At 61.5% G+C, this 18131-nt stretch carries 17 protein-coding genes; 9 read left to right on the top strand and 8 right to left on the bottom strand.

Translation table 11 applies throughout. From position 1 onward, the window contains the following. Positions 1-249 precede the first annotated feature (249 nt). Positions 250-759 (top strand): DUF1993 domain-containing protein, encoded by a 510-nt coding sequence (locus tag ACUN0E_RS11755; RefSeq protein WP_408235558.1) that lies wholly within the window; start codon positions 250-252, stop codon positions 757-759. A gap of 145 nt (positions 760-904) precedes the next feature. Here ACUN0E_RS11755 and ACUN0E_RS11750 read toward each other — a convergent pair whose 3' ends face one another. Together ACUN0E_RS11750 and ACUN0E_RS11745 are read right to left on the bottom strand one after the other, a co-directional pair. Then, entirely contained in the window at positions 905-1225 is a 321-nt protein-coding gene (locus ACUN0E_RS11750) for a YnfA family protein (RefSeq protein WP_408235561.1), read from the bottom strand. Between the two features lie 144 nt (positions 1226-1369). Further along, positions 1370-1999: a LysE family translocator gene (locus ACUN0E_RS11745; RefSeq protein WP_445566678.1), complete on the bottom strand. Its 630-nt coding sequence runs from the start codon at positions 1997-1999 to the stop codon at positions 1370-1372. 155 nt (positions 2000-2154) lie between these two features. Here ACUN0E_RS11745 and ACUN0E_RS11740 point away from each other — a divergent pair, with 155 nt between their 5' ends. Both ACUN0E_RS11740 and ACUN0E_RS11735 read left to right on the top strand, forming a co-directional pair. Further along, on the top strand, positions 2155-2622 hold the full coding sequence (locus ACUN0E_RS11740) for an Lrp/AsnC family transcriptional regulator (protein ID WP_325043770.1): 468 nt from the start codon (positions 2155-2157) through the stop codon (positions 2620-2622). A 65-nt stretch (positions 2623-2687) separates the two neighbouring features. Next, on the top strand, positions 2688-2921 hold the full coding sequence (locus ACUN0E_RS11735; RefSeq protein ID WP_097396989.1) for a hypothetical protein: 234 nt from the start codon (positions 2688-2690) through the stop codon (positions 2919-2921). 242 nt (positions 2922-3163) lie between these two features. Here ACUN0E_RS11735 and ACUN0E_RS11730 read toward each other — a convergent pair whose 3' ends face one another. Further along, complete coding sequence (locus ACUN0E_RS11730; protein ID WP_445566677.1) at positions 3164-4636, bottom strand: carbohydrate porin; 1473 nt, start codon at positions 4634-4636, stop codon at positions 3164-3166. Between the two features lie 1203 nt (positions 4637-5839). Here ACUN0E_RS11730 and ACUN0E_RS11725 point away from each other — a divergent pair. Together ACUN0E_RS11725 and ACUN0E_RS11720 are read left to right on the top strand one after the other, a co-directional pair. After that, positions 5840-5980 (top strand): hypothetical protein, encoded by a 141-nt coding sequence (locus tag ACUN0E_RS11725; RefSeq protein ID WP_408508159.1) that lies wholly within the window; start codon positions 5840-5842, stop codon positions 5978-5980. Between the two features lie 136 nt (positions 5981-6116). Next, a complete protein-coding gene (locus tag ACUN0E_RS11720; RefSeq protein WP_445566676.1) occupies positions 6117-7784 on the top strand; it encodes an NRAMP family divalent metal transporter in 1668 nt (555 codons plus the stop codon). Positions 7785-7920: 136 nt separating this feature from the next. On the opposite strand, the gene ACUN0E_RS11715 is transcribed toward ACUN0E_RS11720, so the two are convergent. Next, entirely contained in the window at positions 7921-8397 is a 477-nt protein-coding gene (locus ACUN0E_RS11715; protein WP_445566675.1) for an OsmC family protein, read from the bottom strand. 108 nt (positions 8398-8505) lie between these two features. Between ACUN0E_RS11715 and ACUN0E_RS11710 the strand changes: the two genes are divergently transcribed. Next, positions 8506-9147, top strand: a complete 642-nt coding sequence (locus tag ACUN0E_RS11710; RefSeq protein WP_445566674.1) for a GntR family transcriptional regulator — start codon at positions 8506-8508, stop codon at positions 9145-9147. Here the strand turns inward: ACUN0E_RS11710 and ACUN0E_RS11705 are convergent, their stop codons facing one another. Further along, positions 9148-9480 carry a hypothetical protein gene (locus ACUN0E_RS11705; RefSeq protein ID WP_445566673.1) on the bottom strand — a complete coding sequence of 111 codons (333 nt, stop codon included), beginning with the start codon at positions 9478-9480 and terminating at the stop codon, positions 9148-9150. A gap of 289 nt (positions 9481-9769) precedes the next feature. On the opposite strand from ACUN0E_RS11705, the gene ACUN0E_RS11700 reads away from it, so the two are divergent. Continuing rightward, the gene (locus ACUN0E_RS11700; protein WP_445566672.1) at positions 9770-10465 is read left to right on the top strand and encodes a glycine zipper 2TM domain-containing protein; all 696 of its coding nucleotides are present in this window, start codon (positions 9770-9772) and stop codon (positions 10463-10465) included. 102 nt (positions 10466-10567) lie between these two features. Beyond that, positions 10568-12574, top strand: coding sequence for a VTT domain-containing protein (locus ACUN0E_RS11695; RefSeq protein WP_445566671.1), 2007 nt, complete (start codon positions 10568-10570; stop codon positions 12572-12574). A gap of 246 nt (positions 12575-12820) precedes the next feature. Here the strand turns inward: ACUN0E_RS11695 and ACUN0E_RS11690 are convergent, their stop codons facing one another. From ACUN0E_RS11690 to ACUN0E_RS11680, 3 genes are read right to left on the bottom strand one after another with little or no spacing between them, the layout of a single operon-like run. Beyond that, positions 12821-14287 carry an efflux transporter outer membrane subunit gene (locus ACUN0E_RS11690; RefSeq protein WP_445570422.1) on the bottom strand — a complete coding sequence of 489 codons (1467 nt, stop codon included), beginning with the start codon at positions 14285-14287 and terminating at the stop codon, positions 12821-12823. Between the two features lie 17 nt (positions 14288-14304). Next, the gene (locus tag ACUN0E_RS11685; RefSeq protein WP_445566670.1) at positions 14305-15900 is read right to left on the bottom strand and encodes an MDR family MFS transporter; all 1596 of its coding nucleotides are present in this window, start codon (positions 15898-15900) and stop codon (positions 14305-14307) included. Then, complete coding sequence (locus ACUN0E_RS11680; protein WP_445566669.1) at positions 15893-17035, bottom strand: HlyD family secretion protein; 1143 nt, start codon at positions 17033-17035, stop codon at positions 15893-15895. The genes ACUN0E_RS11685 and ACUN0E_RS11680 overlap by 8 nt, the downstream gene beginning before the upstream one ends. A 133-nt stretch (positions 17036-17168) precedes the next feature. Here ACUN0E_RS11680 and ACUN0E_RS11675 point away from each other — a divergent pair, with 133 nt between their 5' ends. Next, the gene (locus ACUN0E_RS11675; protein WP_445566668.1) at positions 17169-17930 is read left to right on the top strand and encodes a CerR family C-terminal domain-containing protein; all 762 of its coding nucleotides are present in this window, start codon (positions 17169-17171) and stop codon (positions 17928-17930) included. Positions 17931-18131: the final 201 nt, after the last annotated feature.

Below are 18131 nucleotides of genomic sequence, written 5' to 3'. Positions count from 1 at the left end.
GCACGCGCCTGCACGAACTCACCGCCTCGGCACCGGCGGCGAATTGCTGTTTCAAGGACTTCGCCAAACCATCCGACCTATGCATTCGAACACAGTTCCGGTGTGCGCGGCAGTTGTCCGAATGGCTAACGCCGGGTTGGATCAATGCGCATCGTGCAGCACCCGCGCTATGATGCTGAAGCGGCAATCCAGCCGTTGCAGCGCCTCGCGCGCCACCCGCGCGCACGATCAAAGAATCAGAGGAACCCCATGTCAATTTCGATGTATCAAGCATCATTGCCCGTGCTGGTGCGCGGCATGACCAATCTGCAAGTCATCCTCGGCAAAGCCGAAGCGCACGCTGCCGAGAAGCAGATCGACCCGACCGTGTTCACGAACGCCCGGCTCGCGCCGGACATGCTGCCTTTGATACGCCAGGTTTATATCGTGAGCGACACGGCCAAGGGCTGCGCCGCGCGCCTCGCTGGCGTCGAAGCGCCGAAGTTCGAGGACGTCGAACAGACCTTCGAAGAACTCGATGCCCGCCTCCAAAAGACGATTGATTATTTGAAGGAATTCAACGCGCAGCAGATCGACGGATCGGAAGAGCGTCCAATCACGCTGAAAATGCGCAGCGGCCCGATCGAGTTCACCGGGCTGTCATATCTGCTCGGATTCGTGCTGCCCAACTTCTATTTTCACGTTACGACGGCGTACGACATTCTGCGTCACAACGGCGTCGAACTTGGCAAGCTCGACTATCTGGGCGGCATCAAGTAAGAAGGCGCGCATGCTAATGCGTGAGCGCGGTTGCAGCGAGGTATAAGCAGCGCGTGGGTCGCACATCGGCCATGTGTGAACCATGCAAGGACCGTACGTGCATGAACAAGTCCATGAGCAGCGTGTGAGCGGTCCGTGAACGGCATCAAACACGTGGCTGGAACGCGATGATCGCCATGCCGGCCAGTGTGAATGCCACGCCGGCCGCATCCCACAGCGTGGGCCGCACTTTGTCGACGCACCATAGCCACGCAATCGCCACCGCCACGTAGACACCGCCGTAAGCCGCATACACGCGGCCTGCGGCGGCGCCGTGCAGCGTCAACAGCCAGGCGAACAACGCGAGACTGAGCGCGCCGGGCACCAGCAGCCAGATGGAGCCGCCCTCCTTCAGCCAGCGCCAAGGCAAATAGCACCCGACAATTTCGGCAATGGCAGTCACGGCATAAAGCAGAAAAGTTTTCATCGACAGATAGAAGCGAATGATTGTGTTGTCGCGACACCGCGCGCGACTGTCTATCGGCTTTATTAACACAATCACTTTGCATGCGGGCACGGCACATGCAACAGTCGTTGCGCCCGATCCCTATTCGCTATCTGTCATGAGCAATCAATCCAGCGAAAGCCGCAGCGCAAAGCCGATCAGCGCCGCTGAGAAAGTCCAACGCTGCAGCGTCTGCGCGAGCGGATGAGCCCGCATCCAGCCGGCGATGCGCGCCGCACCGATCGCGTACATTGCGTCGAAACACGCGCCGATAGCGAGCAGCACCAGACCCAACTCGATCATCTGCAACGCAACCGGTCCGGCCTCCGGACGCACGAACTGCGGCAATAGCACCGAGCAGAACAGCAGCGCTTTCGGGTTCAACAGATTGGTCAGCAAGCCTTTGACGAAAGCGGCATGCAACGGCCGTGACTCGGCGCTTACCGTGCCGCCTTCAGGCAACGCGAACACGGGTGAGCGGAATATCTGGATACCGACCCACGCGAGATACACCGCGCCGCCGTAACGCATCACGTCGTATAGCCAGGGCGCACTGCGCAACAGCGCCGCCACCCCGCATGCCGACAGCGTGACGTGCGTTGCACGCGCCATCCCCAAACCGCCGGCCGCCGCAAAGCCACTGCGCACGCCGCGTCCGATACTGGTCTGCAGAACCAGCGCCATGTCGGGCCCGGGCACGGCATAAACCACAAACAACGCAGCGATATAAACGACCAGAAGGTGTGCGGAAATCATAGAAGCCTCTTGTTTTTAAGGGCTCTATCTTGCTATCGTCAGCGGAGCGTTTGCTGGCGAAATACAGGAGCAGGCGCGTTGCCTTTGAAGGAATACGCTAAAATTCTGCTCTCAAGCCATGTTTTCCGCTAGCACACAGTAAGCGCCCCAAAACCATGACAACCGACCTCGATAAAACAGACCGCGCCATCCTCGCCGCACTGCAGAACGACGGCCGCATGTCGAATGCACGGCTGGCCGAAATGGTCGGTTTGAGCGAGACGCCTTGCGCACGCCGCCTCAAGCGCCTTGAGAACGACGGCTATATCGACCGGTACCGCGCAATGCTTTCGCGCTCCGCCCTCGGCCTTGGGGTTGTCGCGTTCGTCTACGTGCGTTTTGCCGTGCACGACCGCGCGATGGCCACCCGTTTCGAGCGCGAAGTGCAGGCAATTCCGCGAATTCTGGCGTGCCACAACGTCTCGGGCAGCGCCGACTACATCCTGCAAGTGGTCGCGCGCGATCTCGACGACTACGGCACTTTTATGCGCGACGAGATGCGCAGCCTGCCGGGCGTGACATCGGTGGAGTCGGCGTTGTCGCTGCGGGAAGTCAAGGCTAACGGCGGGCTGCCGCTGTCCTGAATGCGGACGTGGCATAGTCACCCATTTGATACGGCGCGAGCCGACCAGACGAGCACGGAGTTTTCATGGATCACGAAAAGGCGCGAGCCGAAGAGACAGCCGCGATGGAGCGCGTATTGACCGCAACCACGCGGGTAAAGGCGGCCTTTGCGTCGCTGCAATCGCAATTCCCGCCGGCCGGCAGCGGCCAGCCTTCGCAGTTCGCGCTGCAAACCTTCGACGCTGCGTTGCAGGAACTCGAAGACGCGCAAGCCGCATTCGACGAATTACTCGGTGATCTGCTTGACGGCAATCGTTGAGTGACATAGCCGGGCTCTTCACTGGATAGCTGCTGCGTAGTACGCGAGCGGCGATCGTTTTAGTTTCCATCGAAACGGTCGTCGCGTTATTTGGAGGCGCTAGCGGGACTTGACCGTTAGTTGCGTATTAACGTCCTGGAACTGAAATTTCCACAACGCCGGATCGCCCATCCCCTGCCCGATTCCGAATGCCTCAACGCGTTACTGCGTCCAGAAGCGCGTCGAAACACCCCCCCATCCGCTCAAAAAATGATGCTGGTCCGCAACCCGACGATCGCTTCATTTCCGACCCGCTGTGACGGATTGTTCGGATCAGGAATACCGCCGGCGGGACGGAACACATATTGGAAGTCCGCCTGCAGTTGCCACCACGATGCGACCTGATACTGGTAGGTCGCTTCGACGACGGTCTCGGCGCTGCGCGACGGATAGCCCGGCGTCGTCAGCGAGGCGGTATCGCTCGCGAGCCCTTGGGCATGCGAGCCGATCTTCGCGTAGCCGATCGCCAATCCGGCAACGTCGTTGTCGCGTCCTTTGAACGGCGCTTTGAGCGTCACGCCAGCGTTCACGCCCAGGTCCACCAGATTGCGATCGCCCGGCGCGCCCATGACTCTCGCGAAAACGCCCACCGACTGCGGGCTATCCCCGCCTCGTTGCCAGACCGTCTGGTCAGCAGCCGCGTAGAAGCTATAGTCGCCCCGGTGATTCGCCGGCACGCCGCTACTCGCCGGATTCGCCAGCGATAAACCGGCACTATCGAAACGCGGGTCCGCAAAGTTTTGCGTGTTGTACCAGAAGCCCAGTTTGTAGGTGCCAGGCAGTCCGGTGGCCTGCGTACCCGAGGAATTCGCCGCAGGCTGGTTGATTGCGTACTGCACCTCGCCGATGAACAACGCGCCGCCGCGCAAATTGAAATTCGTGCCGTGGCGGTTCTGTTGTTGTGGGTCGCCCGTATCGCTGCCCGCAGGATTGCTGTTGAATACACCAGCCATCACGGTCCAGGCATCCGCAGGCTTGACGCGCAATCGCACACCCAGTGACGACAGCGGATAAGCAGGACCGCCCGCCGGCATGTCGACCGACGGCAATACAGGCCAGCCAAAGGTCGCGTTGACGAATGGTGTCGCGAACTGGCTCACCATGAATTCCTGGTCGAGACTCTGTTGCCCGACCTTCACGTCCACTTTTCCGCCGATCAGGGATTGCTGATACCAGAGCTCCCACAGCCGAGTCGTGTCGTCGGCCTCGATGCCGCTCGCACTTTGCAGGGTCAGCAGATTCCGTTGACTCAGATTGCTGCCGTGGATCTGCAACGCCGACACATTGAACGTGCCGCCTGGCAATCCCAGCGCTTTTTCCGTATCGACGACGATACCGAACTGGGTCAGTCCATCGTAAGCACCGCCCCGTTTAGTACCGCCCGACAGATTGTTCAGATACTCGCTGGTTTCCTGCAGGTTGAAGCTCACCCCGTAGTTACCGAGCCATGGACGCAGACCGCCCATTTCGCCGAACAGATTCGAGCGATCCCAGAGGCCGGTGGGCGCGGCGGGGGTCTGCTCAGCAGCAGGCGTCTGCCCTGCAATTGGAGCCTGAACTGCAGCAGGTGTCTGATCCAAGACAGGTGCCTGACCCACTGCCGGCGCCTGTGCCAGCACAGAAGGCGCCACGCCAAACGACAGCAGGAACGTAAGACCGAGGGGACCGCGTGACATCCACCATCCGGTTTTCGCAGGGTTTTTCTCCACGAGACAAGGTTGAGCGCTGCGCATGCGGCGCGGCAGGGAACGATATGACAAGGATTTGACGAACATAAGCTCACTCCCATCGAGCCCGGCCAGGCCGGGCGATGTACGAAGACGTGACCGGGTCTCGCAAACAACGCGATAACGATCAAACAGAGGGAGCGTGCGACTGGATGACCGGCAGGAACCGGTCACTGAAGAGGCGCGCTAACTCGAACGGAGCGAGTTAGCGGCTAAGGAGCGATCCTGTTGCTAACTCGCGGATACTGCGCCGGCGTAGACCGGCATCGGACTTCCACTACTGGAGCATGTGTCCACGAGGGACTCCTTTTTGCTGAGACGGGCGGATTGTATTCGGCACGCTTATAAAATCGCAAGTAAAAAACACACAAAAGAGATCGCACTCCGAATTTGCCGGCGCGGCCTTCGAGCGATATCCCGTTGTCGTATTCATTGCTGCATCTGCGCCCGTCATCCACCTGTCCTTCCTGTCATTTCTGAAAGACTCAGGCTCGTCTAGCGATGACAAAGCGCGCTCCCCCACACGTAAAAAAAGAATATTTGATTCGCTTAACGAAGCATGTTGACTTCTGCTTGTGGCAGTGCCTAAAATTCGCCCGTCATCACAAACGGGGCCATTGCCTTGGACACCAGCAGTAGTCGATCTTCGAACAGTTTCACTGCCTGACCGGCCCGACGCCCGCGCTCTCTTTTCTCAGCCGCCGTCTTGCCAGCAGGCAGACGGTGCGCGCCGTAGTAACTCTCTCCGTGCACCTTAACTAGCGCCATTCGGCCGCGCCGCGCTTACGCACGTCCTGCGTCTGCGCGTCCACACGTCCGTATGGCATCGCGTCGCGAGCATCCGCTCGAGTCAGCGCTCACTCACGCCGGTTCGATCCGTTCGAACGCCGGCATGGCCGGGCGCGTGGATCAACACGTGCGTGCTTAACGCCAAAAAGTAATGCCGACAAGCAACGCCGATAAACAACACCGATAAGGAGCCGCCATGCCAGACAGTGACAGTTATCCCTTATGCCGCTCAATTGCCAGGCAATCTTTGTTTTGCCTGAGGAAAGCGAGTAGACGTTCGCCGCCGCGCGCATAGTGCCGGCCGCGCTCCGTGTCTGCTGGCTTTCCGCAACTCGCGTAAAGCTATACGCCCGGAGAAATACCATGTACATCGCCATCCTCGTACCGACCCTGCAGCAAACGCATATCCACAGCGACGCTGCACTCGCGCTTCACAGCATCAAGCCGCACTGGTTTGCCGCGTCCTGGCATCGCGTCAAAGCGCTCCTCTCGCACTCGGCTTAACGACCCACAGCCAGTACCCGCACGCCTTCGCGATCCGCATGCGCGGCTGTCGCCCGACCCCGTTCGACGACGCTCGCGCTGCGGATCCCGAAAGCGCGCCACTGCAATCAAATCACACCCACTCAGGCGGTTAGAAATGTCCACTCCAATTAACGTCTCACCACCACGCAGCGCCGTTCTCGACGAAGCCCATCTCGGCGACATCAAAGGCGCACTCGGCACTATCGCGCATCACGACACCGCACCTCGCAATAACTGGTGGGCCCGTATCCGCACACTGCTCGCGATCCTCGGGCCTGGCCTCATCGTAATGGTCGGCGATAACGATGCCGGCGCTTTCGGCACCTACACCCAGGCGGGACAGAATTACGGAACCACCCTGCTGTGGACCATGCTGCTGCTCGTGCCCGTTCTCTTCGTCAATCAGGAAATGGTGCTGCGCCTCGGCGCCGTCACCGGCGTCGGTCATGCACGGCTGATCTTCGAGCGCTTCGGCAAATTCTGGGGGGCATTCAGCGTCGTCGACCTGTTCATATTGAACGCGCTCACTATCGTGACCGAATTCATCGGCATCACGTTCGTGCTGGATTTCTTTGGCATTTCGAAGGTGACCGGCGTTTGCATTGCTGCGGCAGTGACGATGGCCGCGGTCAGTACAGGCAACTTCCGGCGTTTCGAGCGCTTCGCGGTTGTGCTCTGTCTGTTGAGCCTGTTACTGGTGCCCGTACTGGTGTCGATTCATCCGCCGGTTGCCCAGATGACGCACGATTTCTTCATTCCGAACTGGCCTTCCAACTCGAAACTGAGCGACGTGATGCTGCTCGTGATCGGCATTGTCGGCACCACGGTGGCGCCGTGGCAGTTGTTTTTCCAGCAAAGCTATATCGTGGATAAACGCATCACGCCGCGCTTCATGAAGTATGAGAAAGCCGACTTGTGGATCGGCATCGTCTTCGTGATGATCGGCGCGGTGGCCATGATCTCGTTCTGCGCCGCACTGTACGCAGGCAAGCCTGAGTTCGGCAATTTCACGGATGCGGGCGGCGTGATCGCCGGCCTCGAAAAGTATGCCGGACGCACACCCGCGGTTCTCTTCGCCGTCGCGCTGCTCGACGCCTGCATCATCGGCGCGGCCGCCGTCTCGTTGTCCACCGCCTATGCTATTGGCGACGTATTCAAGATTCGCCACTCGCTGCATCGCGGCGTGACGGACGCGAAGGGCTTTTACCTCGTCTACTTCGGTATTATCGCGGCCGCAGCGGCGCTGGTGTTGATTCCCGGCAGCCCGCTCGGACTACTGACTGAAGCCGTGCAGACGCTCGCAGGCGTGCTGCTTCCGAGCGCAACGGTGTTTCTGCTGCTGTTGTGCAACGACCGGGCGGTTCTCGGTCCGTGGGTGAACTCAAAGAAACTCAACTTCTTTACAGGCGCAGTTGTCTGGGTGCTCGTCATGCTATCCATCGTCCTGACTGCATCGGTGATGTATCCGGACATTACCGGCGAAGCCATCATTGAAGTACTGGCCGGCGGCACGTTGCTGGCTGTAGTCGGTTACGCTGCAACCGTAACGGTCCGCAGACTGCGACCCGTTACGGCGGATGCCGGGGTTTCCGGGGTCTCCGATAACGAGCAACCGTTTTCGAAAGAAGCACGCAATACGTGGCGCATGCCGCCGCTGGAAGAACTGCCGGCGCCGCAACTGACCGTGTCCAAACGCATCTGGATGGGTGTGCTGCGCGGTTATCTGATCGTGGCTGTCGCCCTCGTGATCGTCAAGGTCGTGCAGATGACTTTGCTGCATTAAATCGATCCCGCCCGCTCCCGGTTGTTTCGGTAAGCGGCGGGCAAGCGGCCGCCTCCGTACTACACCCCACCCTGCTTTATCAGGTGCGTTGCGATTTCGCTACCGGATGCAGGTGCTGGTCACGGCCACGCATCCGTCACGCCCCATCCGCCTCGATAACCGGCTCGCACAGAATCGGAAAGTTGACCGAGTTCGCGATATAGCACTTCTCATGCGCCACGTGATGCAAACGCCCGGCCAGTTCGAGGTCGCCGCCTGCCCGAATGACGACGTGCGGGCGTAGAACGATCTGCGAAAAACGCCCCTGCTCCGGACTATCGAGCATCGTGCCTTCGGCGTTGTCGCGATAGCTTAGAACAACGATGCCCACGTCCGAGCAAAGATGCAGATACCAGAGCTTGTGGCAGGCGGAGGCCGAGGCGACCAGCAGATCTTCCGGATTCCACCGGCTTGCGTCGCCGAGAAACGCCGCGTCCGATGATCCGGGAATGTCGGGCTTGCTTCCCGCAGCGATGACGTGGTCCCGACCGTATTCACGGTATCCCGAAGTGCCGCTGCCACGGTTTCCTGTCCACTGCACCGATACCGCGTATTTGTGCTCGCCGTGCGCCATGCCCATCTCCTTTGCTATTGCCCGGAATTGAATTCGCAACACATGGATTCTATATCCGCACGCTGATTTTGGTATACCATTATTCCAAATGACAAGGGCTCAACGCATATGGACCACAAACTGGATTCGACGGCCGACGCAATCGCCGTCTCACTACGCGAACTGATCGCGGCCGGCGAACTGGAAGACGGCGCACGGCTGGTCGAGCGCGAACTCGCCGATCGATTCGGGGTGAGCCGGGTGCCGATGAGAGAGGCCATACAGAAGCTCGAAGGCGAAGGACTGATCGAACTCATGCGCAATCGCGGCGCCGTCGTGCGAACGCTCACGGAGTCCGACCTGGATGAAATTTACGCCCTGCGTATGTTGCTCGAAGGTGACGCCATCTTCCACGCGGTCAAACGCATGGACAGTGAAACGTTATCGCGCGCCGAACTGGTTCACCGGTTGCTGGGAGACGCCGATACAGCGCAAAGACAGGGCGAACTGAATCGCGAGTTTCATGAGCTGCTATACCGCCCCTGCGCGAATGGCCGGCAACTGAAAACGATCCGCGAGCTGCGCGCCCAGGTCGAGCGCTACGAACGTCTGCAAAGCACATTGCTCGCCGACACACCAGCCTTCCAGGACGAGCATCTCAAGATTCTCGAAGCATGCGAGACGGGCAATGCCCGCCTCGCGCGATCGATGACGGTGGAACATCTCGCGTCCGCGAAGCGCATCGTTCTGCAACGGGTCCGGGCTGAGTGACTACTGCTGCCCGGGCGCTTTTCCCGTCAGGTTCGGCGCTCGCGGATTCGGATTCATATTCAGGCTGGTGCCATTTGCTCGCATGTTGTTAAGCACGGGTCCCGATCCAATGCCTCCTCCGCCGACTGTGGGTGAGCCGCCCACCGTGCCCGCGCCCGGCATTGGGCTCGGGCTTGCCGCCCCCGTGCCCAGCCCTGCTCCCGCACCATTGGCCCCGCCTGCCTGCAAGCCGTTCGTACCGTTGGCGCCAAGGTTTGCCGACTGGGCATAAGCCATACCCGTCAGACCCATCATCAGCGCCGAAGTAAAAATCACCTTAGTCACGATTTCCATAGTCCACTCCGTCATGCCGTCGAATTGCCCGACCGAAGCACTCACACCATCGTAACGATGTCGAGCGAACGACGCTCATAGAGGAACCCGGTCAAACAGTAAGACTGGTTGCCAGCCGCGTTTGTTCATCAAAGACAATCAGGGATTGATCTACGAATTTACCGACGGAATCTGAGCGGACCAATCCCGATCGGCAAGTTGTACAAATGCTTACAAAGCAGCGCGCTTCCCACGTACACCGCCCGCGCTGCTGCGGCGTTATTGCAGGCACCTACCAGCGGAGTCCGCGATGAACACGAACATCACTTCCAGCAATTCGCAGCGCAACCGCATCCACCCCTTGGTCGCCGGCGCGGCAGTGGCCGTCATTCTTGCGAGCGCCACCGGCATCGCGGCAATGACAGGTCTTCTGCCGACTTCGCACGCCATTATGGAGCCCGCACTCCCTGCCACGACGGCCGCAGCGCAACTTGCGAGCGCACCGGTCGCCGTGCCCCAAACGAACCCGGTTCAGCGAACCGTTCAGCAAGCAGCCCCGGCACAGCCGCGCGTACATCACACGCACAGCACGCCCGCAGCGGAATCGCCGAGGTACGCAAACAATCAGGGATACCAGGCACCGTATGAATCCGCGCCGGCAAGGCCGGTCGCCGATCCTTATGCGGGTGAAGTCGTCGCCATCAACACGGTCCAGGCGCCTGAGCAAACCACCGGACTCGGCGCGCTCGGCGGAGCGGTCGCGGGCGGTCTGGTCGGCAATCAGATCGGCGGTGGACGTGGCAAGATTTTCACCACCATTGCGGGCGTTGTCGGCGGGGGGCTTGCCGGTAACGGCATCGAGCACGCGGTGCGCAAACAGACCACCTATCAGGTCCAGGTGCGCATGCAGGACGGCAGCTACCGCAACTTCAGCTACCAGGCTCAGCCGGACGTTCAGATCGGCGAGCGGGTTCACGTATCCGGCGATTCGTTGACGGCTTCGTGATAGTCAACGCCGGCATCTCGCCCGATGCCGGTTTGCAAAAATGTCGTGCAACGCCGTGCGCGTTATGATCAACCGTTACGCCAGAACGGCTGATCGCGCACGATGGAGCACGCCTACATCCACCTTTTGCATCTGCTTGCCGGCCATTCGGCGTGGACGCTCACGGTCATCTTTCTTGCGGCCTTCCTGGAGGCCATCGCCGTCGTCGGCACCTTCATCCCAGGCAGCACTGCGATGTTCCTCGCCGGCGCGCTGGCCGGCACCGGCTCACTGAGCCTCGGCTGGGTGTTCCTGTGGGCGATCGCGGGCGCCATCGCCGGCGACGGCATGAGCTTCTGGATCGGCCGTCGCTACAAGGCCAGGATCGTCCAACTCTGGCCGTTCCGCACACACCCGCAGATACTCGACGCCGGCCAGCGCTTCTTTCAGAAACACGGTGCCAAGAGCGTCGTGTTCGCCCGCTTCATCGGACCATTACGGGCGATCGTGCCGGTGGTAGCGGGCATGCTGGGTATGACGCCGCTGCGCTTTTACGCAATGAACGTACTGTCGGCGCTGCTATGGGCACCCGCGCATATCCTGCCGGGCGTGGTATTCGGCGCCTCGGTGCTGCTGGCCGGTGCAGTGTCGTTCCGCCTCGTTGTCATCATCGCGCTGCTGGTGGCGATCGTCTGGCTCAGCTTTCGCGCGATGCGTTTCCTGCTCTCGCACGCCAGTGCGTGGTCGAGCGCGGCGGGCCGCTATCTGGGAAGCTGGGCTTGCCGCCACCCGGGGCCGTTCGGCCGTCTCGCGCGGCGGCTGCTGGACCCCGAACAGCCGGATGCCAGCAGCATCGTAGTGACGTCGCTGATCGTGCTGGTGTCGGGCGCGCTCTTCTTCGGGGTCCTCGAAGACGTCATCAGCGGCGATCCGCTAGTCACCGTCGATCTATCCGTCTATCACTTCCTGCAATCGGTCCGCACGCCCTGGAGCGACACCATCCTGGCAGGACTGGCGACTCTCGGCAGCGTCGCCACGCTGACGGCGCTGATCGTGACGGTGGTGGTGTGGATGCTGCTGGAGCGACGTTGGCGCACCATCGGCTACTGGCTCGCCGCTGTCGTGTTTTCGCAATTGCTGATCTTCGCCCTGCAGTTCGCCATGCAGCGCGCGCCGCCCAATGAGCTCATGTCCGGTGCCTACGTGTTTCCGAGCAATCACGTCGCCGCGACGGTGATCGTCTACGGCTTCCTGGCGTTCCTGCTCGCGCGCCGGGTCGGCATGCTGGAAGGTTTGCTGGTGGCGACCGCAAGTACGGTCGTCGTGATTGTGGTCGCGCTGGCGGGACTCTATTTCGGCCGGTACTCGGTCTCCGACGCGATCGGCGGCGCGGCTCTAGCGTATATCTGGGTGGCAATCGTCGCGCTGACGGCGATGTTGCGGCATCCAGAAGTGCCGCCTGCGCGCCGCCTCATGCCGGTCGTGGTTCTGGTGGTGATGCTCGGGAGCGTGGGGGTCCAACTGGGCGTCAATCCACCCGCGCCGCCATCGGACAACACGCTGCGCCCGCCGCCCGTGCTGGTCACGCAGGCAGAGTGGACGGCGTCGCTGTCGAAGCGACTGCCATGCTATCGCTCAGATATGGGCGGCGACCACAAGGAACCGCTTACGCTGCAATGGGTGTCGAACCTCGATTCGATCCGCGGGCAACTGCGCGCCCAGGGATGGATCGAGGGCACGGACCTGTCTGCGCACAGCCTGCTCTCGCTTGCCTCGCCGAACGTCGCGGCAGTGGCGCTGCCGGTCTTGCCGAAGCTGAACAATGGCGTGCCTTCGTCGCTGGTCTTCATGCGTCCTGGCGACACCCGCGACGAACGCGATGTCCTGCGCTTCTGGCCGAGCGGCTATGCCGTGGAGAACGGCGTGTCAGCCACGCCGCTGTGGGTCGGCGCCTTCGCGCACGAACGGCTCGCCCGAGCGTCCTGGCCGATCAACATTCTGCGCGTCGACAAGGAAGTGTCGACGTTCGATGCTCACACCAGAATGAGCGCCGGCCTCGGCGCTGCGCTCGTGGCCAAAGTGAGTTGCCATGGCGTGCCGGTGTCGCTACTGGCCGCTCCAGTGGAATGAGCGGCGCGTTGACAGCGGTCTGCCTGGATGCGCGCGTTCGCCGCATCAATCAGGAAATCGCTCTGTGCTCAATCACTTGGCGGGTTTAGCCAGGACTTGTCCACAAGGATATGAACATTTTCTGTGGATAAGCCCGGCGATGCAATCCGCACTTTCTTCGGGAAGCACCAGGCGCCCTCGCATCCCGGTCACACTGAAACGCACTGCGCGGCCAGGTCGTGCTTCGACAACGGCCGCGCCCGCGCGCTAACCTTGCTGCGCTTGCCAGCCGGTGCCGAGGCTTTTCTGTAGCGACACAAAGTCCTTGAGCAACTCAGCCCGCCCCGCGACGACGTCCTGCTGCGCGGTGAACTCCTGGCGTTGCGTATCGAGCAGATCGATCAGGGTAGCGACTCCGGCGGAATAGCGCTGCCGCATCAGCGTGGCCGAGTGAGTGGCCGACGCTTCCACCTTTTGCAACGTGACGACATGCTCGTGCTGATGCCCATAACGCGAGAGCGACGAGTTCGCGTCCTGCAGCGCGCCGAGCACGGCCTTCGTATAACGGGCCTCGGCTTCGTCACGCGATGCCTCGGCGGCATGGACGCTACCCAGCGTGCGACCGAAATCGAACACATTCCATTGCAGATACGGCGCGCCGATCCAGCTGAAATTGCTCTTGCGTACAAGGTGGCCCGGATCGCTCGCGCTGAAGCCGATATCACCAAGCAGCGTCACCTTCGGGAAAAAGTCTGCAATGTGTTCGCCGATCTGCGCATTGCTCGACGCGAGTCGCCGCTCCGCTGCACGAATATCGGGGCGCTGCTGCAACATCGCCGACGGATCGCCGATCGCCACTGTCTCAGGCAACGCCGGGAGCGGCCGCGTGCCGGCGAGCTGTTCGTCCAGCGCGCCGGGCTCACGACCGGTCAGCACGGCGAGGCGGTCGAGCGAATCGGTCAGTTGCGCGTCGAGCGGAATCAGCGTCGCGCGCGTGTTCTCGACCTGCGTGTTCAGGCGTTCGACATCGATATCCGCCGCCGTGCCCCGCTCCCGGCGCTGCTGCGTGAGCGTCAACATTTTCTGTTCGGTCTCCGCCTGACGCTGCGCGAGTTCAAGCCGCGTCTGCTGGTCGCGCAGTTCGATGTAGGTCTGCGCAACCTCGGCCGCGAGCGACACCTGGGTGTCCGCGAGATCGGCGTTGACGGCTTCCGCATCCGCCGAGGCCGCTTCGATCGCGCGCCGCGTGCCGCCAAACAGGTCGATTTCCCACGTGGCGTCGAAGCCCGCGGTATAGAGCTGCAGCGGGCCACGACCCGACGATGCAGTACTGCCTGACGAGCTTCCCGAACTGAGCGAACTCAGATCAGGCTCGCGCATACGCAGCGCGGCAGCATCCCCCGACACCTTCGGCAATGCGTTTGCACGTTGCTGCTGCAATTGCGAACGCGATTCCCGCAGCCGCGCCTGGGCGATATGCACATCGGGACTGTGTGCAAAGGCGACGGCGATGAGGTCGTTCAGTTGCGGGTCGTTGAATGCGAGCCACCATTGGCTCGGCGCCGGCGTTGCAGTCGTTCCGGCGGCCGGCGCGCGCACAAAGGTCGCGCTGCTGTGAGCGTCCCGCGCAAGCGGCGGCGCGCCGTGATAATCCGGGCCGACCGTGCAACCCGACAAGGAGAACAGAAGCGCGGCGGCGGCCAGCGCGAAACACGAGGGTCGGGTGAACATCATGGGGAGATGGAAAGACATTAGTGTCCAGCGGACGAAGGCGGCGGCGCATTCCTGCTCGGCGTTTTCAGAAACAGCGCAAGCGGAATGCAGGCGAGCAGCGCGATGCCGAGCAGATAGAAGGTTTCCGAATAGGTCATCACGATGGCCTGTTGCGTAATCTGCGCGCCGAGTTGCCCGAGCGCGCGCATCTGCGAATAGGCCATGTCTCCGGTATGAGCGAACCAGTTCGCGGCGTTCGCCGCAAGGCTCTCCTGCCCGATCAGCGAATTTGCGCTGACCGACTCGCGGATCATCGCGGTATGAAACGTCGTGCGCCGGTCGATCACGGTACCGATAATCGCAAGGCCGATCGACCCACCGAGGTTGCGCGCCATGTTGTAGAGACCGGCAGCGTCGCCGGAATCTTCGCGCGACACGGCCGCCATCGACGCCTGATTAAGCGGCATCATCGCGAGCATCTGGGCGGTGCCACGGATCAGTTGCGACCACATGAAATCGTGCCCGACACTCTGCGCCGTCAGGTTAATGTCGATCATGCAACTGATCGCGTACAACACCAGCCCGGTGATCACCAGCACGCGGAAGTCGAATTTGCCAAGCAGCCGCGGCAGCACCGGCATGATCAGGAAAGCGGGCAACCCGGAAAGCAGCATGATCGCGCCGGACTGTTCCGCGTTGTAGCCCGCGACCACGCCAAGAAACTGTGGCAGCAGATACGACACGCCATACAGTGCCGCACCGACCGCGGACACAATCACGATCACGCTCGCATAATTCGGATTGCGCATCAGGCTCAGGCGCACAATCGGTTTCTTTGCACTCAGTTGCGAAGCGGCAATCAGAAGCATGCCGAAGACCGTCACGCAGGTGAGTGTCACGATCATCGGCGATTCGAACCAGCGCTCGCGCTGACCCTCCTCGAGCACCACGGTGAGCGAACTGAGGCCAATCGCGAGACCAACGATGCCGAGCCAGTCCGCCTTGAAAAACGCCTCCCAGTGCGGCCGGTCCGACGGCAGGCCGACGATCAGCAGGGTCATCAGCGCAAGGCAGATCGGCAGATTCATAAAGAAGCACCAGCTCCAGCTGATGTTCTCCGCGAGCCAGCCGCCGACGACCGGTCCAAGCAGCGGTCCGAGCAACACAATCAGGCCGAACATGGTCATGCCGACCGGCAACTGCGATAGCGGCAGGCGCGTACGGATGATGGTCTGCGCCGTCGGAATCAGCGCGCCACCCGTGAAGCCCTGCCCGATGCGGCCGGCGATCATCATGGGTAACGTGTGCGACCAGCCGCACATCATTGAAAACGCGATGAAAAGCACTGAATTCGTCAGCAGGAAATTGCGCAGGCCGAATACGCGCGTAAGCCATGCCGCCAGCGGAATCATCACGATTTCCGACATCAGGTAGCCCGTCGAAATCCAGGTGCCTTCAGTACCGGTGGCGCCGATTTCGCCCTGAATCTGCGGCAGCGCCGAGTTCGTGATCGAGATGTCGAGCGTCGCCATCAAGGCGCCGAGCGCGCCGGCGGCGACGGCGATCCAGTCGCTGACGCTGGCACGCTCCTCGGCATGCGGTGCGGCTGGCGCCGCGGTGCTCGCATCAGCCACGATGGTTCTCGGTATCGATGCGCGCGTCACGATCGCGGGCGGAACGCGTGTCGACATCCACGGTCACCGACAGCCCCGGCAACAGCACGCTACGCGTCTCCACTCCCGTGTCGATCTGGATCCGCACAGGCACCCGCTGCACGATCTTCGTGAAGTTGCCGGTGGCATTTTCCGGCGGCAGCAGCGCGAATTGCGAGCCCGTACCGGGAGAGAAACTGTCGATCACGCCGTGCAGCGTATGACCGGGCAACGCGTCGACCTGCATGTCCACCGGCTGACCGACGCGCATCCGGCCCACCTGCGTTTCCTTGAAATTGGCCAGCAAATAGGTACTTTGGACCGGCACGACTGTCAGCATCCGCGTGCCGGGTTGTACGTACTGACCAACCCGCACGCTACGATCGCCGACCTTGCCGCCGAGGACGCTGCGCACCACGGTGTTATCGAGATCGAGTTGCGATTGTTGTGCGCTTGCCTGGGCCGCTTCGAGTTGTGCGCGTGCCTGCGCGAGCTGCGCCGTGGCCGAACCGATCTGCGAGCGTGCTGCGTCAACCGCCGCCGAATTCGCGGCGAGCGTGGCATTCGCCTGATCGCGACTGCTGGTCAATTCCGCCAGCCGTTCACTGCTTTCAGCACCGGTTGCAACGAGCGGCGCGTAGCGCCGCACTTCGTCGCTCGCATGCTGCGCGCTCACGCGCGCCACCTGCTGCTGCGCCTGCGTTTGCGCAATGTTGGACTGCTGCTGTTTGATATCGGCCTGCGCGCGTTCGATGTCGGCCCTGCGCGCATCGATCGTGGCCAGCGCCTGGTTGAGTGCGACCTGATACTGGCGAGCGTCGAGATGGACAAGCGGATCGCCGGGTTTCACGACCTGATTGTCCACGACGTAAACCTCCGTGATGTAGCCGGCAATCTTGGGCGCGACCGTGACGCTATCGGCCTGCAGATAGGCATCGTCGGTGCTTTCGATGAAACGCCCCACCGTCCACCATCGCGTGAACCAGACCGCGCCGACAATCAGCGCGACAATGCCGAGTGCGATCAGCACCGTTCGCCGGGTGGGACGCCTCGTGCCTGAAGCAGGCGCGTCTTCGGCGGGTATCGGGCGGGAGGGAGAGCCTGCGGTCGCTGACATCGTATGGGTCCAATTATTTCCGATTGGCATAATTATTCCACTTGATACAATTGTGTCAAGTGATATATTTCGGAAGATGTCCCTACAGAGGATTTCCTTCGGGCGTAATGAAGAGAAATGCGGAGAGAAATGCATGAACACCGCAAAGAGGCTGCGTCGTCCGCCGGAGGGCGGCTATGCGCGCGGCAACGAGACGCGTCTCCGGATCATCGAGGCGGCGGTCGAACTATTTGGTGAACACGGTTTTGATGGCGCGTCGACGCGCGACATCGCGGCTCACGCCGGCGTCAACGCGCCTGCACTGCAGTACTACTTCGAGAATAAGGAAGGCGTGTATCGCGCGTGTGTCGAAATGCTCGCCGACGATGCATGGAAAACATTCGGGCCGCCCATCGAGCAGGCGCAGGAAGCGCTGCGTGACAACGCGGACACTGCGGCGTTGATCGATGCCTTCATCCGCATTCAGGAAGCGATCGCGGACAGCGCCTTCGCGAAAGCGAACAATCCGGGCCGACGGCTTTTCTTCGCGCGCGAGCAGGCTGGCTATGAGCCCGAAAGCGCGACGCGGATTCTGAGCTGCCGGATCCGCGAACCGCTAAACAATGCGAGCGCGGCGCTGGTGGCGCGAATTTCCGGACGTGCCGCCGACGATCCCGTCACACTGATCCGCACGTTCAGTCTGCATGGGCAACTGGTGATTTTTCACGTCGCGCATCGCTCGACGTTGTCGCTGCTCGGCTGGAAAAACATCGATCTGGAGAAGGCAGAGCAGATCAAGTCGACCATACGGGGACAGACACGCATGCTGCTTGAACAATGGAGCCGGGAAGGTGACGAGGGGCGCACACCCGAAGTGCAAACCACGGGCAGAGGAAAGTCACGCAAGCAGCCGTGATTTCGTCACCATGACAAAATGATCGGAGAGACGCGAGCTCGGTCTTGCCTCGTCGCGAGCGATGCATTGGCGGCCGCCTCCTCGATCAACGATAGCTATCGACCCCATTGCCAGTAATGGCTTCAAGCATATCGTAAAATTGCGATATATGATTCGTCTTGTAGCGATGTAGATGCGTGAGCGCTAACCGGCGCCACGTCT

The organism is Paraburkholderia sp. D1E, from assembly GCF_052682275.1.
Note: the sequence above shows the minus strand (reverse complement) of the source record. Positions and strands in the feature narration are given on the sequence as shown.